General features: G+C 70.7%; 21 protein-coding genes. 13 read left to right on the plus strand and 8 right to left on the minus strand.

What is annotated here, in order from left to right:
* The first annotated feature begins 141 nt into the window (after positions 1 to 141).
* Positions 142 to 1,878, plus strand: a complete 1,737-nt coding sequence (lysS, locus tag ACWD6P_RS25775; protein WP_451446545.1) for a lysine--tRNA ligase — start codon at positions 142 to 144, stop codon at positions 1,876 to 1,878.
* Between the two features lie 166 nt (positions 1,879 to 2,044).
* A complete protein-coding gene (locus ACWD6P_RS25780; protein ID WP_451446546.1) occupies positions 2,045 to 2,272 on the plus strand; it encodes a hypothetical protein in 228 nt (75 codons plus the stop codon).
* A gap of 71 nt (positions 2,273 to 2,343) precedes the next feature.
* Here the strand turns inward: ACWD6P_RS25780 and ACWD6P_RS25785 are convergent, their stop codons facing one another.
* The 4 genes from ACWD6P_RS25785 to ACWD6P_RS25800 form a co-directional block, all read right to left on the minus strand.
* Complete coding sequence (locus ACWD6P_RS25785; protein WP_451446547.1) at positions 2,344 to 2,616, minus strand: hypothetical protein; 273 nt, start codon at positions 2,614 to 2,616, stop codon at positions 2,344 to 2,346.
* A 146-nt stretch (positions 2,617 to 2,762) separates the two neighbouring features.
* Positions 2,763 to 3,983: a DUF2637 domain-containing protein gene (locus ACWD6P_RS25790; RefSeq protein ID WP_451446548.1), complete on the minus strand. Its 1,221-nt coding sequence runs from the start codon at positions 3,981 to 3,983 to the stop codon at positions 2,763 to 2,765.
* Between the two features lie 126 nt (positions 3,984 to 4,109).
* On the minus strand, positions 4,110 to 4,823 hold the full coding sequence (locus ACWD6P_RS25795) for a DUF3558 domain-containing protein (protein ID WP_451446549.1): 714 nt from the start codon (positions 4,821 to 4,823) through the stop codon (positions 4,110 to 4,112).
* 208 nt (positions 4,824 to 5,031) lie between these two features.
* The gene (locus ACWD6P_RS25800) at positions 5,032 to 5,907 is read right to left on the minus strand and encodes a hypothetical protein (RefSeq protein WP_451446550.1); all 876 of its coding nucleotides are present in this window, start codon (positions 5,905 to 5,907) and stop codon (positions 5,032 to 5,034) included.
* A gap of 162 nt (positions 5,908 to 6,069) precedes the next feature.
* Here ACWD6P_RS25800 and ACWD6P_RS25805 point away from each other — a divergent pair, with 162 nt between their 5' ends.
* Entirely contained in the window at positions 6,070 to 7,263 is a 1,194-nt protein-coding gene (locus tag ACWD6P_RS25805) for an RtcB family protein (RefSeq protein WP_451446551.1), read from the plus strand.
* A gap of 37 nt (positions 7,264 to 7,300) precedes the next feature.
* On the opposite strand, the gene ACWD6P_RS25810 is transcribed toward ACWD6P_RS25805, so the two are convergent.
* Both ACWD6P_RS25810 and ACWD6P_RS25815 read right to left on the minus strand, forming a co-directional pair.
* Positions 7,301 to 8,059 (minus strand): SDR family oxidoreductase, encoded by a 759-nt coding sequence (locus ACWD6P_RS25810; protein ID WP_451446552.1) that lies wholly within the window; start codon positions 8,057 to 8,059, stop codon positions 7,301 to 7,303.
* Positions 8,060 to 8,133: 74 nt separating this feature from the next.
* Complete coding sequence (locus tag ACWD6P_RS25815) at positions 8,134 to 8,469, minus strand: YnfA family protein (protein ID WP_451446553.1); 336 nt, start codon at positions 8,467 to 8,469, stop codon at positions 8,134 to 8,136.
* Between the two features lie 113 nt (positions 8,470 to 8,582).
* Here ACWD6P_RS25815 and ACWD6P_RS25820 point away from each other — a divergent pair, with 113 nt between their 5' ends.
* Positions 8,583 to 9,323: an AAA family ATPase gene (locus ACWD6P_RS25820; RefSeq protein WP_451446554.1), complete on the plus strand. Its 741-nt coding sequence runs from the start codon at positions 8,583 to 8,585 to the stop codon at positions 9,321 to 9,323.
* A gap of 100 nt (positions 9,324 to 9,423) precedes the next feature.
* Here the strand turns inward: ACWD6P_RS25820 and ACWD6P_RS25825 are convergent, their stop codons facing one another.
* Positions 9,424 to 9,768 carry a MazG-like family protein gene (locus tag ACWD6P_RS25825; RefSeq protein WP_451446555.1) on the minus strand — a complete coding sequence of 115 codons (345 nt, stop codon included), beginning with the start codon at positions 9,766 to 9,768 and terminating at the stop codon, positions 9,424 to 9,426.
* 112 nt (positions 9,769 to 9,880) lie between these two features.
* On the opposite strand from ACWD6P_RS25825, the gene ACWD6P_RS25830 reads away from it, so the two are divergent.
* Entirely contained in the window at positions 9,881 to 10,450 is a 570-nt protein-coding gene (locus tag ACWD6P_RS25830; protein WP_451446556.1) for a cupin domain-containing protein, read from the plus strand.
* 56 nt (positions 10,451 to 10,506) lie between these two features.
* Positions 10,507 to 11,337 carry an SDR family NAD(P)-dependent oxidoreductase gene (locus ACWD6P_RS25835; protein WP_451446557.1) on the plus strand — a complete coding sequence of 277 codons (831 nt, stop codon included), beginning with the start codon at positions 10,507 to 10,509 and terminating at the stop codon, positions 11,335 to 11,337.
* 87 nt (positions 11,338 to 11,424) lie between these two features.
* On the opposite strand, the gene ACWD6P_RS25840 is transcribed toward ACWD6P_RS25835, so the two are convergent.
* Positions 11,425 to 11,976, minus strand: a complete 552-nt coding sequence (locus tag ACWD6P_RS25840) for a hypothetical protein (protein ID WP_451446558.1) — start codon at positions 11,974 to 11,976, stop codon at positions 11,425 to 11,427.
* Between the two features lie 321 nt (positions 11,977 to 12,297).
* Between ACWD6P_RS25840 and hemL the strand changes: the two genes are divergently transcribed.
* The 7 genes from hemL to ccsB all read left to right on the plus strand — a co-directional run bounded on the left by hemL (position 12,298) and on the right by ccsB (position 19,983).
* Positions 12,298 to 13,605 carry a glutamate-1-semialdehyde 2,1-aminomutase gene (gene hemL, locus ACWD6P_RS25845; RefSeq protein ID WP_451446559.1) on the plus strand — a complete coding sequence of 436 codons (1,308 nt, stop codon included), beginning with the start codon at positions 12,298 to 12,300 and terminating at the stop codon, positions 13,603 to 13,605.
* Positions 13,606 to 13,613: 8 nt separating this feature from the next.
* Positions 13,614 to 14,294, plus strand: coding sequence for a histidine phosphatase family protein (locus ACWD6P_RS25850; RefSeq protein WP_451446560.1), 681 nt, complete (start codon positions 13,614 to 13,616; stop codon positions 14,292 to 14,294).
* Between the two features lie 146 nt (positions 14,295 to 14,440).
* The gene (locus ACWD6P_RS25855) at positions 14,441 to 15,664 is read left to right on the plus strand and encodes a hypothetical protein (protein WP_451446561.1); all 1,224 of its coding nucleotides are present in this window, start codon (positions 14,441 to 14,443) and stop codon (positions 15,662 to 15,664) included.
* A 67-nt stretch (positions 15,665 to 15,731) separates the two neighbouring features.
* Complete coding sequence (locus ACWD6P_RS25860) at positions 15,732 to 16,346, plus strand: TlpA family protein disulfide reductase (RefSeq protein WP_451446562.1); 615 nt, start codon at positions 15,732 to 15,734, stop codon at positions 16,344 to 16,346.
* An 11-nt stretch (positions 16,347 to 16,357) separates the two neighbouring features.
* Positions 16,358 to 17,122, plus strand: a complete 765-nt coding sequence (locus ACWD6P_RS25865; RefSeq protein ID WP_451446563.1) for a cytochrome c biogenesis CcdA family protein — start codon at positions 16,358 to 16,360, stop codon at positions 17,120 to 17,122.
* A 3-nt stretch (positions 17,123 to 17,125) separates the two neighbouring features.
* Entirely contained in the window at positions 17,126 to 18,901 is a 1,776-nt protein-coding gene (gene resB / locus ACWD6P_RS25870) for a cytochrome c biogenesis protein ResB (protein ID WP_451446564.1), read from the plus strand.
* Complete coding sequence (ccsB, locus tag ACWD6P_RS25875; protein WP_451446565.1) at positions 18,898 to 19,983, plus strand: c-type cytochrome biogenesis protein CcsB; 1,086 nt, start codon at positions 18,898 to 18,900, stop codon at positions 19,981 to 19,983. The genes resB and ccsB overlap by 4 nt, the downstream gene beginning before the upstream one ends.
* Positions 19,984 to 20,026 lie beyond the last annotated feature (43 nt).

Genomic DNA, 20,026 nt, shown 5'->3' on the forward strand with positions numbered 1-20,026 from the left:
TTTGCCAATGAGTATCCCACGCGGCTACCACTGAATTTTCGTCCGGCGGGCGTCTGGGAGAATGGCACCGTCAGGCTTTTGCGCGTCAAACCGGCGCAAGAGGGCGCAGCCGGAAAGCACCAGGAAGAGGAAGGGCCGATCGTGGCTCAGCAGAGCACCGAGACCGACTGGGTCTCCAGGTACGCGGACGAGGTCATTGCCGAGGCGGAGCGCCGCGCCCCGGGCAAAGACAGCGCCCCGGTGATCGTCTGCGCCTCGGGCCTGAGCCCCTCCGGACCGATCCACCTCGGCAACCTCCGCGAGGTCATGACCCCGCACCTGGTCGCCGACGAGATCCGCCGCCGCGGCTACCAGGTCCGCCACCTCATCTCCTGGGACGACTACGACCGTTACCGCAAGGTCCCGGCCGGTGTCGCGGGCGTCGACGAGTCCTGGGCCGAGCACATCGGCAAGCCGCTGACCTCGGTCCCCGCGCCGGCCGGCTCGGCGTACCCGAACTGGGCGGAGCACTTCAAGGCCGCCATGACCGAGGCGCTCGCCGAGCTGGGCGTCGAGTACGACGGCATCAGCCAGACCGAGCAGTACACCTCCGGCGTCTACCGCGACCAGGTCCTGCACGCGATGCGGAACCGGGCGAAGATCGACGCGATCCTCGACCAGTACCGCACCAAGAAGGCCCCGGCGAAGAAGTCGCAGAAGCCCGTCGACGAGGCCGAGCTGGAGGCCGCCGAGGGCTCCGGCGCGGCCAGCGAGGACGACGGCAGCGGCGGCTCGTCCGGCTACTTCCCGTACAAGCCCTACTGCGGCCGGTGCGAGAAGGACCTCACCACCGTCACCTCGTACGACGACGAGACCACCGAGCTGGCGTACACCTGCACGGCGTGCGGCTTCGGCGAGACGGTCCACCTGAGCGAGTTCCACCGCGGCAAGCTGGTCTGGAAGGTCGACTGGCCGATGCGCTGGGCGTACGAAGGCGTGATCTTCGAGCCGTCCGGTGTCGACCACTCCTCGCCCGGCTCCTCGTTCGTCGTCGGCGGGCAGATCGTCCGCGAGGTCTTCGGCGGCGTCCAGCCCATCGGCCCCATGTACGCCTTCGTCGGCATCAGCGGCATGGCCAAGATGTCCTCGTCCAAGGGCGGGGTGCCCACCCCGGGCGACGCGCTGAAGATCATGGAGGCGCCGCTGCTGCGCTGGCTCTACGCCCGCCGCAAGCCCAACCAGTCCTTCAAGATCGCCTTCGACCAGGAGATCCAGCGGCTCTACGACGAGTGGGACAAGCTGGCCGCCAAGGTCGCCGACGGCACCGCCCAGCCCGCCGACGAGGCCGCCTGCATCCGCGCCGTCGGCACCGCGGCCGGCCCGCTGCCCACCACCCCGCGACCGCTGCCGTACCGCACCCTGGCCTCGGTCATGGACATCACCGCCGGCCACGACGAGCAGACGCTGCGCATCCTCAGCGACCTCGACCCCGACAACCCGGTCACCTCGCTCGACGAGACCCGGCCCCGGCTCGACAAGGCCGAGTACTGGATCACCACCCAGGTCCCGGCCGACCAGCGCACCATCGTCCGCGACGAGCCCGACAAGGAGCTGCTGGCCACCCTCGACGAGCAGGCCCGCGGCTCGCTGCGGCTGCTGCTCGACGGCCTCGACGAGCACTGGTCGCTGGACGGCCTGACCACCCTGGTCTACGGCGTGCCGAAGGTCCAGGCGGGCCTGGAGCCGGACGCCAAGCCGACCCCGGAGCTCAAGGCCGCCCAGCGCGCCTTCTTCGCGCTGCTCTACCACCTGCTGGTCGGGCGGGACACCGGTCCGCGGCTGCCCACCCTCCTGCTGGCCGTCGGCGCCGACCGGGTGCGCAAGCTGCTCGGCGGCTGACCGCGCGGCGGTGCGCCGTCGCCGCGGAGCGGACGCCGCGGCGTGGTCGCCGCCGGGCCGCCGCCGTCGAGTCGTAGACGCCGGCGCGGGCGTGCGACTCAGGAGTGAGAAGGGGTTCGGCCCCGGGGAGGAGGATCCCCGGGGCCGGACCCTTCACGCTGGAGCCATGAGGGGATTCATCGGTTTCATCGTCATGCTCCAGGGCGCGATGGGATTCATCGGCCAGACGTTCTTCGACGGCGCCTGGGGGCTGCTGCCCCACTGGTTCGACCTGCCGTCGGTCGCCTACCTCGGCGTCTTCGCGGCCGGCGCGGCCCTGGCCGTGTGGGGCGACATGGACAGAAAGCGCCAGCACAAGCGCGCGGAGCAGGGGGCGGCCCGGGGCCTGTCCTAGGCCTCGTCGGAGCGCAGACGCGCCGCACCCCGGAGCAGCGCGCTCCGGGGTGCGGCGGTGCGGCGCCGGTGTCAGCGGCGGCCGCCTCTCCGGCCGGTCACGAGGGTGTCGGTGATGTCGCCCCCGGCGGTCTGCTTGAGGATGTCGATCGTCCGGTGGTTGTCGATGAAGAAGGTCGTGCGACAACCGTCCGGGGGGAGCAGGAGGCTGAACGACGGCGCGCACTCGACGTCCTGGTCGAAGAACGAGCCACCCCATCCCTTGGCGCTGGCCGTGCCTGCCGCCGACAGCAGCAGCACCCCGGCTCCGAGGGCTCCCGCGGCCATACGCAATGCCTTACCCACGACGGAACTTCCTTCCTGTCCTGGTCCCGGTCTTGCGCCGGGCTCACCGCGATCAACGCACCACTGACGGATGGATCACGCTGTGTTACTCCGTCGCGGTGACGGCGCCGCGCGGCCGTACCGGCTCACGGCACCCGGCGTGCGCGTCATGCGATGTGCTCGTCCATCAGCTCCGCGTTGAGGCGGTCGCTGAACCGGTCCATGTAGCGGTTCAGGTCCCGCGAGCGCAGACGGATCCCGTACTGCGCCTCCAGGTTCGCCGCGAACGCGCCCGGCGTCGGCATGCCCTCGCCCTCTATCGAGCGACGGAACACCTGGTACAGGTCGTCGTCGCCCGGGGCCGCGGCCGGTGTCCGGGCGGGCTGCGGGTCCGCCTCCGCGATGCCCTTGCCGAGCGGACGGGTCCCCCCTGCCCCCGTCGGCACCGGGACCTGCGGCTCGGGCTCCGGCGCGCGCGGTGCCGGCAGCGGGACCTGCTCGGGCTCCGGCGCCTGCCGGTGCGTGTCGTCCGCGGGCCGGTGCTCTGGCTCCGGGGTGTAGTCGGGGTCGTAGTCCCCCTGGTACGTCACCTGCTGCGGCGCCGCGAACCACTGGCTCGGCAACGCCTCGGCCGGCTCTGGGCCCGTCGGCTCCAGAGCGGGCGCCGCGGACTGCTGCGGCGCCGGCAGCACCTGCGGTTCGATGCCCGCCGCGGCGAGCCCCGCGGGAGCGGTCTCCGCCAGCGGCACCCCGTACCGGGCGAGCCGCAGGGGCATCAGGGACTCCACGGGAGCCTTGCGGCGCCAGCTGCGCCCGAACCGCGAACGCAGGCGCGCCTGGTACACGAGCCGCTCCTGCTCCAGCTTGATCACCGCGTCGTAGGACCGCAGCTCCCACAGCTTCATCCGCCGCCACAGCAGGAACGTCGGGATGGGCGACAGCAGCCAGCGGGTGAGGCGCACACCCTCCATGTGCTTGTCCGCCGTGATGTCGGCGATCCGCCCGACGGCGTGCCGGGCCGCCTCGACGGTGACGACGAACAGCACCGGGATGACGGCGTGCATGCCCATGCCCAGCGGATCCCCCGACGCCGCCGCGGCGTTGAAGGCGACGGTCGCGACGGTCAGCAGCCACGCCGTCTGCCGCAGCAGCGGGAAGGGCATGCGGATCCAGGTCAGCAGCAGATCCAGGGCGAGCAGTACGCAGATGCCCGCGTCGATGCCGATGGGGAAGAAGTAGGCGAAGTCGCCGAAGCCCTTCTTGACGGCCAGTTCGCGCACGGCCGCGTAGGAGCCGGCGAAGCCGATGCCGGCGATGACCACCGCGCCGGCGACGACAACGCCGATGAGTATCCGGTGCGTGCGTGTCAGCTTCAGTGGCTCGGCCACCCGCGTACCCCTCTTAGTCGGTCCGTTGCGAGCGACAGCCTGGCACATGCGTACGGGCGAGCGGGTGGGGGCCACCGGTGGGGGCGCCCCGGCCGGGCCGGAGCGCGGCCGGGGCGGCGGGGTGCGTCAGGCGTTCGCCTTGGTGGCGGTGGTGACCGCCTCCTTGGCGGCGGCCTGGGCCTGCTTCAGCAGATCGGCACCCTTGGGGGTGTCCGCGCCGGCCAGGCCCGCGCCGTTGAAGTTGATCGTGACGACGATGTTGGAGGCGCGGGCGACGATCGTGGTGTTCTTGAAGTCGTTGCCCTCCTTCTTCACGTCGTAGGTGATCGCGGTCGACTCGTCGCCGGTGCCGGACGTCTTGGCCGTCTTCAGCTTCTTGGCGCCCTTGACGGCCTGTGCGGCGGCGACCTGCTTGCCGTAGAAGTCCGTGGCCCGCTTCTCGGCGGAGCCGACGGCCGGGTCGGAGTCGTAGCGCTGGAAGCCGATGTCGAGCCAGCGGAACTGGGTGCCGTCGACGCCCTGCTCGTCCGAGCTGTTCCAGGAGCAGGTGCCGTGGGCGGCGTTGTTGCTGGACTTGCCCTGCTCGCCGGAGGCGTCCTTCACCTTGGGCAGCATCTTCTTGATGGTGCCCTTGGCGAACGCCTCGCACGGGTTCGGCAGCTGCTTGAACTTCGCGGGCGCCACGGTCGGCGACGGCTTGCCCGCCTTGCCGGAGGCGGACGCGGAGGCGGAGGCGTCACCGGAGCTGTCGCTGTCCGAGCCGGAGCAGCCGGCGACGAGCAGGACCGGTACTGCTGCGCAGGTGAGAAGGCTGGCGAGGCGCTTGGCTGAACGGTGCATGGTTCCTTCGCTGTTCGTCGTCGTCGGTTCGGCCCGGCACGGCCAGGGGGCCCTGCCGTGCGGCCGCCCTGCCGCGCGTACGGGGCGGGGCTAGACGGCACGGTACGCGGCGCGGCGGGGTGTGTGACCGTTTCGTGTCGATGAGAAGGAAGGGTGAATCGGACCTTCCGGTTCCACCGGGCAAATGGGCCGAGCCGCTGATTCCGGACTATTCGCTGAGGCTCTCGGCCAGCTCGCCGGCCAGCGAACGGGCCTTGTCCTGCAGTTCCTGGCTGTCCGGCAGCATCGCCTTGTCCGTGGACCACTGGTCGTACGCGATCGTCACAATGACGTTCGACGTGCGGAAGACCACAGTCACATCGCGGTGCACTCCGGAGTCCGCGGTGATCAATTTGTCATTGAGGAACGCCGCGTCCGCCAGGCCGTCCAGCACGCGCGGGGCGGTCGAGCCGCTCGGGTCGGCACTCGGCTCCGCCGCCTCGGACGCCGCCTTGCTCTCCTTGGCCGTCTTCCCGCCCTTGCCGTCGCCGTCCGTCTTCGTCGCCTTGCCGTCCGGCGTCGCCCCCTTGCCCTTCGGGGTGGAGGGGGAGGGGGAGGCCGGGGAGGCGGAGCCGGTGGAGCCGGACGGGATCTGCGCGGCCAGCTCCTTGCCGTCGTAGATCTCCTGCGCCTTGTCGTCGTCGCTGACCGCGGAGTCGTACGAGACCACGCGCTGGATGTCCACGTTCAGATGGCGGGTGCCCGCGGTGGTCTCGCGGGTCCAGTGGCAGCCGACCCGGCGGTCGGTGTCGTAGGTGATCTCGGCCTGCCCGCCGTAGAGCTTCTCGGCCTCGGCGTCCGAGACGCGCTGGCCGTCGCCGGGCAGCAGGCCGCGCAGGGTGCTGCGCGCGGGCAGCCCGCAGGCCTCGGGGAGGTTCTGGTAGCGGCCGGGCTCGGCGGACTGGCTCGCGGTGGCGGTGTCGCCGCTCTTCGCGTCGGCGGCGGCGCCGTCGGTGCTGGAGCCGCCGGTGCAGCCGGTGAGGCCGGCGGCGAGCGCCGCGGCGGCCACCAGTGCGGCACCGGGTACGAACGGCTTGCGGGGCATCGTTCGCGGCTCCTTCCCCTGGGAAATGCGGTTGCCGCCGGGCGGCGGCCGATGGACACAATGTCTACCGCACGTTCTGCCGCGCACGCCGGTCCGGCGTCCAAGATCGTATATCTTGTCCGGCTTTTGCGTTTTTCATGTTTTCGGGGGAATGAGGAAGTTATGTCGTATGTCGAGGTGCCGGGCGCGCAGGTACCGATCCGGATGTGGACGGACCCGGCCTCGGTCGAGGACGTCGCGATGCAGCAGCTGCGCAATGTCGCCACCCTTCCGTGGATCAAGGGCCTGGCCGTGATGCCCGACGTGCACTTCGGCAAGGGCGCCACGGTCGGCTCGGTGATCGCGATGCGCGGCGCGGTCTGCCCGGCGGCGGTCGGCGTCGACATCGGCTGCGGAATGAGCGCGGTGAGGACCTCGCTCACCGCCAACGATCTGCCCGGCGACCTCTCCCGGCTCCGCTCGAAGATCGAGCAGGTGCTCCCGGTGGGGCGGGGGATGCATGACGCTCCCGTCGACCCGGGGCGGCTGCACGGCGTCCCGACGGCCGGGTGGGGGGACTTCTGGGCGCGGTTCGACGGGGTCGCCGACGCGGTCAAGTTCCGTCAGGAACGTGCCACGAAGCAGATGGGGACGCTCGGCGGAGGAAACCACTTCTGGGAGTTCTGCATCGATGCCGACCAGGCCGTGTGGATCATGCTGCACTCCGGATCACGCAACATCGGCAAGGAGCTGGCCGAGTACCACATGGGCGTGGCCCAGAAGCTGCCGCAGAACCAGGGCCTGGTCGACCGCGACCTCGCCGTCTTCATCGCGGACACCCCGCAGATGGCGGCGTACCGCAACGACCTGTTCTGGGCGCAGGAGTACGCCAAGCACAACCGCGAGATCATGATGGCCCTGACCCAGGACGTGGTCCGCCGGGAGTTCAAGAAGGCGAAGGTCACCTTCGGCGAGGTCATCTCCTGCCACCACAACTATGTGGCGGAGGAGCGGTACGACGGCATGGACCTGCTGGTGACCCGCAAGGGCGCCATCCGGGCGGGCAGCGGCGAGTACGGCATCATCCCGGGCTCGATGGGTACCGGCTCGTACATCGTCAAGGGCCTGGGGAACGCCGCGTCCTTCAACTCCGCCTCGCACGGCGCCGGCCGCAAGATGAGCCGGAACGCCGCCAAGAAGCGGTTCTCCACGCGGGATCTGGAGGAGCAGACGCGCGGAGTGGAGTGCCGCAAGGACTCCGGAGTGATCGACGAGATCCCCGGCGCCTACAAGCCGATCGAGAAGGTCATGGAGCAGCAGCGCGACCTGGTGGAAGTGGTCGCCCACCTCAAGCAGGTCGTCTGCGTGAAGGGCTGACCGGGCGGCGGCGACACCCCGCCGCCGGCCGGATCTCTCAACTGGTGCGGTGCACCTTGGTGTTGGAGGCCTGGGCGCGGGGGCGCACCACCAGGAGGTCGATGTTGACGTGGGCGGGGCGGGTGACGGCCCAGGTGATGGTGTCGGCGACGTCCTCCGCGCTGAGCGGCCGGTCGACGCCCTCGTAGACCTTCGCGGCCCTGGCGGTGTCGCCGCGGAAGCGGGTGGTGGCGAACTCGTCGGTCTTGACCATGCCGGGGGCGACCTCGATGACGCGTACGGGCTCGCCGCACAGCTCCAGGCGGAGGGTCTCGGCGATGACATGCGCGCCGTGCTTGGCGGCGACATAGCCGCCGCCGCCCTCGTAGGTGCCGTGGCCGGCGGTGGAGGAGAGCACGACGACGGTGCCGTCGCCGGAGGCGGTCAGCGCGGGCAGCAGCGCCTGGGTCATATGGAGCACGCCGAGCACATTGACCTCGTACATGGCGCGCCAGTCGGCGGGGTCGCCGGTGGCGACGGGTTCCGCACCGTAGGCGCCGCCGGCGTTGTTGACCAGGACGTCGACGGAGCCCAGGCGTGCGAGGTCGGCCGCGAAGGCGTCGACGGCGGCGCGGTCGGTGACGTCGAGGGCGTAGGCGCGGGCGTTGGGAAGCTCGGCGGCGAGCGCCTCGATGCGGTCCTTGCGGCGCGCGGTGAGGACCACGTGGTAGCCGGCGGCGGCCAGCGCTCGGGCGGTGGCGGCGCCGATGCCGCTGCTCGCTCCGGTGACGACGGCGGTACGGGCCTCGGCAGTCATGGTGCTCTCCTCGGGGCGGTGGTCGCTGCTCGCTGAGCGCTGAGGTCGTGCGCGGCCAGGATATGCGGGCGCGCTCAGCGGCCCCTCGGGGCGTACATGATCACTGCCATGCCGGCCAGGCAGATCAGCGCGCCGATGACGTCCCAGCGGTCGGGGCGGTAGCCGTCGGCGACCATTCCCCACGCCAGCGAGCCAGCGACGAAGACACCGCCGTACGCGGCGAGGATGCGGCCGAACTCGGCGTCCGGCTGGAGGGTGGCGACAAAGCCGTAGATCCCCAGGGCGACGACCCCGGCGCCGATCCAGACCCAGCCCTTGTGCTCACGGATCCCTTGCCACACCAGCCAGGCGCCGCCGATCTCGAAGAGGGCGGCGACGGCGAAGAGTGCGGCGGAACGGGCGATCAGCATGAGGGAAGCGTAGGAGCCCGCCCGGAGGGCGGACGGAGCCGGGCGTGGGTGGACGGAGCCGGGCGCGGGCGGGTGCCGGTGGAGTGTCAGTGCGGTGTGAGAGCTTCGAGAGCATGCTGATCGAACGGGCTTACGTGGATCTTCCGGAGGGGGAGGGGGCGGCCGGGGACGGCTGGCCCTGGACGGTGCCGTGTGTGCGCCAGCTGGCGAAGGAGGGGCTGGCCTTCCGCGCTCCGGTCACGTTTCTGGTGGGCGAGAACGGCTCGGGCAAGTCGACGCTGGCCGAGGCGCTCGCGGAGGGGTTCGGCCTGGATTCGTACGGCGGCTCGGCGGGCTACAAGTACGCCAGCTCGCGGGAGGCGTCGCTGGGCGGGCTGATGCGGTTCGATCCGACGCGGGAGGGGCGCCGGATGGTGCGGGGACCGAGGGTCCGGCGGAAGGGGTTCTTCCTGCGGGCCGAGACGGCGCTGGAGGCGCTCAGCGGCGAGCGCCATTCGCTGCGGCTGTCCCGGCACCCGGACGAGATGAGCCACGGTGAGGGGTTCTTGCTGGCCTTCCGGGAGCGGTTCTCGCAGCGGGGTCTCTATGTGATGGACGAGCCCGAGGCCGCGCTGTCGTTCTCCTCCTGCCTTGAACTGGTCGGGTTGATGGACGAGTTGGGGACCGGGGGCGCGCAGATCATCTGCGCCACGCACTCCCCGCTGCTGACGGCGCTCCCCGGCGCGGAGATCATCGAGGTCGGCGAGCACGGTATGCGGTCGGTGGAGTGGTCGGAGCTGGGCCTCGTCGACCACTGGCGGCGCTACCTCAACGACCCGCGGGCGTATCTGCGGCATGTGCTGGCGCCGGGGTGACTTCGTAGGGGCCGAGGTCGGTCCGGCCTTCTTCAAGCCGTCGCCGGCCGCGGCCCGTAGGCTGACGGACACGACGGCCCCCCTGGCGCGCCCGGGCTCGTCAGGAGGGCCGGGCCGTCGCCCGCCCGGTCACCCGCCCCAGGTGTCCCTCGAACACCTGCCGCGCCTGCGGTGTCAGCGTTCTGAGTGCGACCATCGCCGTGAGGATCACATCGCACAGCTCGCTGTGGACGTCGTCCCAGGTGTGGCTGCGGCCCTTGCGCGGGTTCTGGCCGGTGGCCCCGATGACGGCCTGGGCGACCTCCCCGGCTTCCTCGGAGAGCTTCAGGATGCGCAGCAGCCGCTCCTGTTCCGGCGGCAGCGCGCTCTCCCCGTCGAGCCAGTGCACCAGAGCGTCGACGGCGTCCCAGACGGCTGACGGGCCGTCGGCCGGAGTGTCAGACATGGCCCGATTGTGCCCGCCACTGCGGGGCCTTGGTGCCTAGTGTGGTGGATCGCCTCCGGCGGATCGCGGGCCGGCGGCCGGCGGACGGTGGACGAGTGGAGGGCTGCCCCGGATGAACGAGCACCGCACGTCCCGCTTCCGGCTCCCCGAGGCGCTGATCGAGTTCTACGGGCTGGCGCCGCTGCCCCGCGAGGGCGGGCGGTTCCGGCAGACCTGGGCGGGCCCGCCGCGGCCCGACGGACGGCCCGAGGGGACCGCGATAGTGATGCTGCTGACCGCCGGGCCGGGCGACTTCTCCGCCCTGCACCGGCTGCCGACCGACGAGATCTGGCACTTCTATACGGGCGACCCGCTCACCCTGTTCCTCCTCTCCGAGGACGGTGCACCCCCTGGCGGCGAAGGGCTCCCCGCGGGCGGCGGCCCCGCCCCGGGCGGCGGGCGGCGCCCGGCCCGTACGGTCGTCCTCGGGCCGGACGTCCTGGGCGGGCAGCACGTCCAGTTCACGGTCCCCGCCGGTACGTGGATGGCGGCCGAGGTCGCCGACGGCGGGGCCTGGACGCTCTTCGGCTGCACGATGGCGCCCGGTTTCACCTTCGCGGACTACGAGCACGGGGACGCCGCCGAACTGGCCGCGCGCTTTCCCCAGGAGGCAGCGCGGATCGCCGCGCTGAGCCGGCCATGACCGATCCGGCCATGAAAGATCCGGGCATGAAAGATCCGGGCATGAAAGATCCGGGCATGAAAGATCCGGCCACGACGGATCCGGACGTGACGGAGCAGGCCAGCCCCGCCCCCTCGGGCCACCGCGGGCTGCCCGATCTGACCGGGCAGGTCGCCCTCGTCACCGGCGCCGCGGGCGGCATCGGCCGGGGCATCGCGCTGCGGTTCGCCGCCGCGGGCGCCGACGTCGTGGCGCACTACCGCACGGGCGCCGACGCGGCACGGGAGCTGGTCGAGCGGATCGAGGCGGGCGGCGGGGGCGCGCTGGCGCTGCGCGCCGATCTGGCCGTCGAGGAGGAGTGCCACCGGCTGGTGGAGGCGGCGGCCGGCTGGCGCGGGCGGCTGACCGCGCTGGTGAACAACGCGGCGGTGCAGCCCACCCAGGAGCTGGCGGGGATGTCGCTGGCCGACTGGCGGGCGGTGGCGGACGTGAATGTGCACAGCGTCTTCGCCTGCACCCAGGCCGCGGTGAGCGTGATGCGGGAGGGCGGGGGAGGCTCGGTGACGCATATCGCCTCGATCGAGGCGGACCGCCCGGCGCCGCACCACGCCCACTACTGCGCGTCCAAGGCGGCGGTGGTGATGCATGCGCGCTCGGCGGCGCTGGAGTACGGGCCCTACGGGATCCGCGTCAACAGCGTCTCGCCGGGGCTGATCGCGCGCCCCGGGCTGGCGGAGGACTGGCCGGAGGGGGTGCGGCGCTGGCGGGCGGCGGCGCCCGCCGGGCGGTTGGGCACGCCCGAGGACGTGGGTGACGCCTGTGTGTTCCTCGCCTCACCGATGGCGTCGTGGATCACCGGACACGATCTCGTCGTGGACGGCGGCGTCTCGGCCCGCCCGACGTGGTGAGCGCGGGGGCGGGAGCCGGGGCCCGTCCGCTGCCGTGACCGGTCCGGCGGCGCGGCGGGCCGGGGCCCGCCGCACTCTGCCGAACCGTTACGGCCACACCAGGCAGTACGCCTGATGCCCCGCCTCGTGCAGCCGGTGGCTGAAGTCCTGCCACTCGTGCAGCAGCTGGTAGACGGTGAAGGCGTCGCGCGGGCCGCCGCGGTCGGGGACGGTGGACCAGATGAAGGCGGCCGCGCCGACCGACTCCTCGCCGACACCGCGCAGCGGGTCGACCACGGTCATGGGGAGCTTGACGACGGCGTAGTCGGGGTGGAGGACGACGAGTTCGAGCGGCGGAACCTTGTGGAGCGGTATGCCCTCTATACCGGTGAGGACCATGGCGGCCATCGTCTCCGGCTTGATCTTGGTGAACATACCGCCCATACCGAGCTCGTCACCGCCGAGTTCCTCGGGGCGCATGGAGATCGGGACACGGGCCGCGGTCGCGCCGTTGGGCGCGCCGAAGTACTTGTACGTCACCCCCATGCGGCCGCCTCTGATGTCCCCGCCCTTGGTTTCCTCGCGCCGGTGACGGCCGCGCTGGGCGCGGTCGGGACCCCGGTCATCGGTTCCCTCGCCCAGTTCGCCACCGCGATGCATATCTCCACCCGACCACTCGCAGCCCCAGCCGCGCAACCCGATCATCGTCTCAGAGACCTCCCCCGTCACCGGCGCGTGAAACGCCCGGCCGCACGCCCCCGTGCGCCTCTGAGACCATTGCTTGCGTGACTTACTCGTACGTCGCCCCAGTTTCGCAGACGAGTGGGGGCTGACGCCCGGTCGGAAGCGAGAGGAATCAAAAAAGGATCGAACGGGAACCGCGCGGCACCTTAGGTGGTCCAAGCGGGGATTCCCGCACGTTGTCAGCCGGGCCGTGTCCGTGCGTCGCCGCCCTCCCCGTTTATGCAGGTCAGGATCACAGTGTCTTTTCCGTATGAAGCCCCTGTTTCGCAGTCGCTGTTCGAGCGCGCGTCCGCGGTGACGCCGGGCGGCGTCAACTCTCCGGTGCGGGCGTTCCGGGCCGTGGGCGGTACGCCCCGGTTCATGGTGTCCGGTACCGGTCCGTACCTCACCGATGCCGACGGCCGTGAGTATGTCGACCTCGTGTGCTCCTGGGGGCCGATGATCCTCGGCCACTCGCACCCCGAGGTGATCGCCGCGGTCCAGGAGGCCGTCGCCCGCGGTACGTCCTTCGGTACGCCCGGCGCGGGCGAGGTCGAGCTGGCCGAGGAGATCGTGGCCCGGATCGAGCCGGTCGAGCAGGTGCGGCTGGTCTCCAGCGGCACCGAGGCGACGATGTCGGCGATCCGGCTGGCGCGCGGGTTCACCGGCCGGCCGAAGGTGATCAAGTTCGCGGGCTGCTACCACGGGCATGTGGACGCGCTGCTGGCCGCGGCCGGTTCGGGCGTGGCGACCCTCGGTCTGCCCGACACGCCGGGCGTGACGGGTGCGCAGGCCGGCGACACGATCGTGCTGCCGTACAACGACCTGGAAGCGGTGCGGGCGGCCTTCGCCGCGCACCCCGGCGAGATCGCCTGTGTGATCACCGAGGCGTCGCCCGGCAACATGGGCGTGGTGCCGCCGCTGCCCGGCTTCAACCAGGGGCTGAAGGACATCTGCGCCGGCGACGGCGCGCTGTACATCTCCGACGAGGTGATGACCGGCTTCCGCGTCAGCAAGTCCGGTTGGTACGGGATCGATGGCGTACGTCCGGATCTGATGACGTTCGGGAAGGTGATGGGCGGCGGCTTCCCGGCCGCGGCCTTCGGCGGCCGCGCGGACGTCATGGCGCACCTCGCCCCGGCCGGCCCCGTCTACCAGGCGGGCACCCTGTCCGGGAACCCGATCGCCACCGCGGCCGGCGTCGCGCAGCTGCGGCTGCTGGACGACGCCGCGTACGAGAAGGTCGACGCGGTCTCCGCCGAGCTGCGTGCGCTGGTGACCGGCGCGCTGGCCAAGGAGGGCGTCGCGCACCGCCTCCAGGCCGCGGGCAACATGTTCTCGGTCTTCTTCACCGACGCCGACGTCACCAACTACGACGAGGCCAAGGCGCAGGAGTCCTTCCGCTTCACCGCCTTCTTCCACTCGATGCTGGCGCAGGGCGTCTACCTCCCGCCGTCCGCCTTCGAGTCGTGGTTCGTCTCGACCGCGCACGACACACAGGCCGTCGAGCGGATCGCGGCGGCGCTGCCGGCCGCCGCCCGCGCCGCCGCCGAAGCGACTGCATGATGGGTGCCATGAGCAGCGAAGACATCACCGTCGTCCATCTGATGCGGCACGGCGAGGTGCACAACCCCGACGGCGTGCTCTACGGGCGCAGGCCCGGCTACCACCTCTCCGACCTGGGCCGGAAGATGGCCGACCGGGTCGCCGAGCACCTCGCGGGGCGGGACATCACGCATGTCGTCTCCTCGCCGCTGGAGCGTGCGCAGGAGACCGCGACGCCGATCGCCGGTGCGCACGGTCTGGACCTGGCCACCGACGAGCGGCTGATCGAGGCGGCCAACGTCTTCGAGGGCAAGACCTTCGGCGTCGGCGACGGGGCGCTGAAGAAGCCGGGGAACTGGAAGTACCTCACGAACCCGTTCCGCCCCTCCTGGGGCGAGCCGTACATCGAGCAGGTCGTACGGATGATGGCGGCGCTCGGCGCGGCGCGGGACGCGGCGCGCGGGCACGAGGCGGTGGCGGTCAGCCATCAGCTGCCGATCTGGATCGTGCGCAGCTTCGCGGAGCGGCGGCGGCTGTGGCACGACCCGCGGAAGCGGCAGTGCACGCTGGCCTCGCTGACGTCGTTCACGTTCCACGGCGACAAGATCATTTCGGTGGGGTACAGCGAGCCGGCGCGCGACCTGGTTCCCTCCCATCTTCTGGCGGGCGCCAAACCCGTCAAGGGAAAGGCCAAGGCTTTTGGGGCCTGACGTTGCATCATTCGGTGGAATGCCAAGAGCAGACGAAATCCCATACCTGAGCGAATAACCCGGAATCCCGGTGCTCGACATGCCCTCTACTCGATTGTCCGTTTATATGGATATTGAGTTCGGCGAGCACGGATGGGGACGAGGGTATGCGCGCGATCAGCCGGCGAAACCTGTTGGGTATGGGAGTTGGGGCAGCCGCGGCGCTCGGCGTCGCCGGCTGCTCCTCGTCGGGCTCGGACGCGGGGGCGGACAAACAGAAGGCGCGAAACTCCGTCCAGGCCCGCCCCAAACTCATCGGTGACGGCTCGACAGCGCATTACGGCCCCCAGCCGAACCAGCCGAAAGCACCCGAACGGCTGGAGCCCGGACAGACCCCTCCGCAGTTCGTGGTCTTCTCCTGGGACGGCGCGGGAGAGGTCGGCAACGGCCTCTTCCCCCGCTTTCTCAAGCTCGCCAAGGACCACGGCGCCGCCATGACCTTCTTCCTGTCCGGGCTCTATCTCCTGCCCGAATCCCAAAAGGACCTCTACGAGCCCCCGAACAACCGGCGCGGCGCCTCCGACATCGGCTACCTCGCCGACGACCACATCCAGGAGACGCTGAAATACGTACGCCAGGCCTGGCTCGACGGCCACGAGGTCGGCACCCACTTCAACGGCCACTTCTGCAGCGGCTCCGGCGCCGTCCGACACTGGAGCCCCGAACACTGGCAAGCCGAGATCGACCAGGTGATGGACTTCGTCACCAAATGGCGCACAAACACCGGCTTCAAAAGACTCGAACCGCTGCCCTTCGACTACCGCCAGGAATTGGTCGGCGGCCGCACACCGTGCCTGCTCGGCCAGCGAAACCTCCTGCCCACCGCCAGAAAACTCGGCTGGCGCTATGACGCCAGCTCGCCCGGCGGCCTGCAGATGTGGCCGAAGAAAAAAATGGGCATCTGGGACTTCCCGCTCCAGCAGATTCCCTTCCCCGGGCACTCTTTCGAGGTGCTCTCCATGGACTACAACATCCTCGCCAACCAGTCGAGGAACTCCACCAAGGCCCCGCCGGCCAACTACCCGGGCTGGCGGCAGCAGGCCACCGACGCCTATATCTCCGGATTCCGCCGCGCCTACGAGACCAACCGCGCACCGCTCTTCATCGGCAACCACTTCGAGCAGTGGAACGGCGGCATCTACATGGACGCCGTCGAGACGGCGCTCAAGCACATCGCCAACGAGCAGAACCGCGATGTCCACCTGGTGTCCTTCCGGCAGTTCGCCGACTGGATGGACGCCCAGGACCCCGAGATACTCGCCAAGCTCCAGCGGATCCCCGTCGGCAAACGCCCCGAAGAGGGCTGGAAGACGTACCTCTCGACGGCCTGACGCCCCCCTCGGACACACGCGAGGGGGGCGTGGAAGATCCGCAAAAGGCCCATGCGAAACTTTTCACATGAGTGCTAGCCGCGCCCCACGCCCACTCCTGCGCCGCCGCCGTACCGCCCTGCTCACCGCGGGCACCGCGGCCGCCGCACTGGCGCTGAGCGCCTGCGGCGACGGCACCTCCGGCGGCTCCGCGCAGACCCGGTTCGTCCAGGGCAAGGACGGCATCGACACCGTCAAGCCCGGCAACCGGCAGCCGGCACCCGAACTGTCCGGCGAGACCACCACCGGCAAACAGCTCGACGTCGCCGACTACAAGGGCAAGGTCGTCATCCTCAACGTCTGGGGATCGTACTGCGGGCCCTGCATCGCCGAGGCGCCGAACTTCGCCAAGGTTTCGAAGGAGACCAAGGACAAGGGCGTCCAGTTCATCGGGATCAACACCCGCGACGCCGACCGGACGCAGGCCACCGGCTTCGAGGACGACCACAACGTCCCCTACCCGAGCCTGTACGACCCCACCGGCAAACTGATGCTGCGCTTCCCCAAGGGCAGCCTCAACCCGCAGGCCATCCCCTCCACCATCGCCATCGACCGGCACGGCAAGATCGCCGCGCGCTCGCTCGGCCCGCTCACCGGCGACGAGCTGCGCAAGATGGTCGACCCGCTGATCGCCGAGAAGTGACCGCCCCGGAGATGGAACTCGTACAGCTCGCCGCCGCACAGAACCAGACCGTCCTCAACGGCACCCTGCTCGCCGCCGTCCCCATCGCGCTGCTGGCCGGACTCGTCTCGTTCTTCTCGCCCTGCGTCCTGCCGCTGGTCCCCGGCTACATGTCGTACGTCACCGGCGTCACCGGCACCGACCTCGCCCAGGCCCGCCGCGGCCGGATGCTCGCCGGCGCCGCCCTCTTCGTCCTCGGCTTCACCGCCGTCTTCGTCTCCGGCGGCGCCCTCTTCGGCTTCTTCGGCCAGACCCTGCAGCAGTACAAGGACATCATCTCCAAGGTCCTGGGCGTACTGATGATCCTGCTCGGACTGGCCTTCGCCGGCGTACTGCAGCGCTTCGGCCAGCGCGAACTGCGCTTCCACACGAAGCCCGCCATGGGACTGGCCGGCGCGCCCGTGCTCGGGATGCTCTTCGGCATCGGCTGGACGCCCTGCCTGGGCCCCACCTTCGCCGCCGTCAGCGCCCTCGCCTTCTCCGACGCCAACGCCGGACGCGGCGCCCTGCTCACCGTGGCGTACTGCCTGGGCCTGGGCGTGCCGTTCATCGCCGTCGCGCTCGCCTTCCGCCGGGTGCTCGGCGCCTTCGGCTGGGTCAAGCGGCACTACGTGTGGGTGATGCGGATCGGCGGCGGCATGATGGTCGCGCTCGGCATCCTCCTCGTCACCGGCCTCTGGGACAGCCTCATGTCCGAACTGCAGAGCTGGACGCAAAGCTCCACCGTTGGGATCTGACTGATGTCCACCAAGACCGACACCCCCCGCGACCCCGAGACCGGCTCACCGGCCCCGGCCGACGGGGGCGGCGACCTCGGCGCGGCCGGCTCCCAGCTCTCCACCGCCCCCACCGAGGACGTCACCCTCCCCTCCCTCGGCCCCCTCGGCTGGGCACGCTGGTTCTGGCGGCAGCTGACCTCGATGCGGGTGGCGCTGCTGCTGCTCTTCCTGCTGTCGATCGGCGCCATCCCCGGCTCGCTGATCCCGCAGACCAGCATCGACCCCGTCAAGGTCGACCAGTTCAAGGCCGACCACACCACCCTCGGCGACATCTACGACAAGCTCGGGATGTTCCACGTCTACAGCTCGGTGTGGTTCTCCGCGATCTACCTGCTGCTGTTCATCTCGCTGATCGGCTGCATCGTGCCGCGCACCTGGCAGTTCGTCGGACAGCTCCGCGGCCGGCCGCCGGCCGCCCCGCGCCGGCTGACCCGGCTGCCCGCGTACACCACCTGGCGCACCGACGCGGCCCCCGACGAGGTCCTCGCCGCGGCCCAGCGGATGCTGAAGAAGCGCCGCTTCCGCGCCCACCGGGCCGGCACCGCCGTCGCCGCCGAGAAGGGCTATCTGCGCGAGGTCGGCAACCTCGTCTTCCACCTCGCGCTGATCGTGATGCTGGTGGCGTTCGCCGTCGGCAGCCTGTGGAAGTCCGAAGGCGGCAAGCTGATCACCGAGGGCGACGGCTTCGCCAACAGCCTCACCCAGTACGACGACTTCAAGTCCGGCCCGTTCTTCGACACCGACACCCTGGAGCCCTTCGGCTTCACGCTCAACAAGTTCGAGGCGACCTACGAGCGCACCGGACCGCAGAAGGGCACCCCCCGCGTCTTCCGCGCCCACATCACGTACTTCTCCGGCGCCGACGGCAAGGAACACAAGACCGCGATCGAGGTGAACACCCCCCTCGACATCGCGGGCTCCAAGGTCTACCTGCTCTCGCACGGCTACTCGCCCCAGGTCACCGTCAAGGACGGCCGCGGCAAGGTCGTCTACAAGGGCGCGGTGCCCTTCCTCCCGCAGGACGCCAAGAACTTCACCTCGACCGGTGTCGTCAAGGTGCCGGGCGCCCAGACCAAGGACGGCAAGCGCAACCAGCTCGGCTTCCAGGGCTTCTTCGTCCCCACGTACGGCGGCAAGGGCTCCGGCTCGATGTTCTCCCAGTTCCCCGCACTGGACTACCCGGTACTGACGCTGACCGCCTACCACGGCGACCTCGGCGTCTCCTCCGGACTGCCGCAGAACGTCTACCAGCTGCAGAAGAAGAACCTCAAGCAGTACAAGGTCAAGGGCCGCCCGCTCGCCCAGATGATGCTGCCCGGCGAGACCATGAAGCTCCCGGGCGGCGACGGCAGCATCCAGTTCACCGGCGTCAAGAGCTGGGCCAGCTTCAAGATCAGCCACCAGCCGGGCAACGGCCTCGCACTGGCCGGCGCGATCTGCGCCCTGCTCGGCCTGGCCGGCTCGCTGTTCATCCAGCGGCGCCGGGTATGGGTCCGGGCCGAACGCGTCGAGGAGAACGGCACCGGCGTCACCGTCGTCGAGATGGCCGGCCTCGGCCGCAGCGAATCCGCCCGGCTGCCGGAGGAACTCGCCCATCTCGCGGCGGCACTGGAGCCCGACGCCCCCCTGGCCCCGGCCGCCGCCCCCGGCACCGGCACCGAAACCCCCTCCGAAGACCCCGCGGAGCCCACTGACTCTGACGGTCCTGCTGACCCCTCCGAAGGAGCGCGCGCGTGAACATCGCTGCCGCAGCCAACGAGACACTGGCGCACAACAGCAACCTGCTGGTCTATTCGTCGATGGCGGTCTACACGCTCGCCTTCCTCGCGCACATGGCCGAGTGGGTGTTCGGCAGCCGCAGCAAGGTCGGCCGCACCGCCGCCGCCCTGACCGCGCAGGCCAAGGCGCCCGCCACGGTGTCCGTCCAGGCCCGGCAGGGCGGCGGCACGGCCGTACTGGAGCGGCCCAAGGTCATCACCAAGGCCGCGGCCGGCAGCCGCGACGTCCCCGACGGCCCCGGCGCCGCCGGCGGCACCGAGAAGGGCGACCTCTACGGGCGGATCGCCATCTCCCTGACCGTCCTGGCCTGGGCGCTGCACACGGGCGGCGTCGTCACCCGCGCACTGTCCGTGGAGCGTGCCCCCTGGGGCAACATGTACGAGTTCTCCACGACCTTCGCCGCGGTCGCGGTCGGCGCGTACCTGCTGCTGCTCACCCTCAAGAAGAACGTCCGCTGGATCGGCCTGCCCCTGGTCACCACCGTCCTGCTCGACCTCGGTCTGGCCGTCACGGTGCTCTACACCGCCAGCGACCAGCTGGTGCCCGCGCTGCACTCGTACTGGCTGTGGATCCACGTCAGCTGCGCGATCATCTCCGGCGCGGTGCTCTACCTCGGCGCCGTCTCCACCCTGCTGTTCCTCTTCCGCGACCGCTACGAGGCCAAGCTCGCCGACCCGGACGGCAAGCAGCCCGGCGCCTTCGCCACCTCCGTCCTGGAGCGGCTGCCCGCGGCCGCCTCGCTCGACAAGTTCGCCTACCGCATCAACGCCACGGTCTTCCCGCTGTGGACGTTCACGATCATCGCGGGCGCCATCTGGGCCGAGGCCGCCTGGGGCCGCTACTGGGGCTGGGACCCCAAGGAGGTCTGGACCTTCATCACCTGGGTCGCCTACGCCTGCTACCTGCACGCCCGCGCCACCGCCGGCTGGAAGGGCCGCAAGGCCGCCTGGCTGGGCCTGATCGCCTTCGCCTGCTACCTGTTCAACTACTACGGCGTGAACATCTTCGTGACGGGCCTGCACTCCTACGCGGGAGTCTGATCCCCGCGGACGTCCGGTCCACGCGGACGGTCCGGACGTCTGA

The sequence above is a fragment of the Streptomyces sp. NPDC002446 genome (assembly GCF_053595675.1).

Excerpts from the sequence above, each read along its gene's own strand:
- ACWD6P_RS25780 (WP_451446546.1), top strand. The coding sequence starts at position 2,045 with ATGAGGGGATTCATCGGTTTCATCGTCATGCTCCAGGGCGCGATGGGA.
- ACWD6P_RS25795 (WP_451446549.1), bottom strand. The coding sequence starts at position 4,823 with ATGCACCGTTCAGCCAAGCGCCTCGCCAGCCTTCTCACCTGCGCAGCA.
- ACWD6P_RS25800 (WP_451446550.1), bottom strand. The coding sequence starts at position 5,907 with ATGCCCCGCAAGCCGTTCGTACCCGGTGCCGCACTGGTGGCCGCCGCG.
- ACWD6P_RS25805 (WP_451446551.1), top strand. The coding sequence starts at position 6,070 with ATGTCGTATGTCGAGGTGCCGGGCGCGCAGGTACCGATCCGGATGTGG.
- ACWD6P_RS25810 (WP_451446552.1), bottom strand. The coding sequence starts at position 8,059 with ATGACTGCCGAGGCCCGTACCGCCGTCGTCACCGGAGCGAGCAGCGGC.
- ACWD6P_RS25815 (WP_451446553.1), bottom strand. The coding sequence starts at position 8,469 with ATGCTGATCGCCCGTTCCGCCGCACTCTTCGCCGTCGCCGCCCTCTTC.
- ACWD6P_RS25820 (WP_451446554.1), top strand. The coding sequence starts at position 8,583 with ATGCTGATCGAACGGGCTTACGTGGATCTTCCGGAGGGGGAGGGGGCG.
- ACWD6P_RS25825 (WP_451446555.1), bottom strand. The coding sequence starts at position 9,768 with ATGTCTGACACTCCGGCCGACGGCCCGTCAGCCGTCTGGGACGCCGTC.
- ACWD6P_RS25830 (WP_451446556.1), top strand. The coding sequence starts at position 9,881 with ATGAACGAGCACCGCACGTCCCGCTTCCGGCTCCCCGAGGCGCTGATC.
- ACWD6P_RS25835 (WP_451446557.1), top strand. The coding sequence starts at position 10,507 with ATGAAAGATCCGGCCACGACGGATCCGGACGTGACGGAGCAGGCCAGC.
- ACWD6P_RS25840 (WP_451446558.1), bottom strand. The coding sequence starts at position 11,976 with ATGCATCGCGGTGGCGAACTGGGCGAGGGAACCGATGACCGGGGTCCC.
- ACWD6P_RS25850 (WP_451446560.1), top strand. The coding sequence starts at position 13,614 with ATGAGCAGCGAAGACATCACCGTCGTCCATCTGATGCGGCACGGCGAG.
- ACWD6P_RS25855 (WP_451446561.1), top strand. The coding sequence starts at position 14,441 with ATGCGCGCGATCAGCCGGCGAAACCTGTTGGGTATGGGAGTTGGGGCA.
- ACWD6P_RS25860 (WP_451446562.1), top strand. The coding sequence starts at position 15,732 with ATGAGTGCTAGCCGCGCCCCACGCCCACTCCTGCGCCGCCGCCGTACC.
- ACWD6P_RS25865 (WP_451446563.1), top strand. The coding sequence starts at position 16,358 with ATGGAACTCGTACAGCTCGCCGCCGCACAGAACCAGACCGTCCTCAAC.
- resB (WP_451446564.1), top strand. The coding sequence starts at position 17,126 with ATGTCCACCAAGACCGACACCCCCCGCGACCCCGAGACCGGCTCACCG.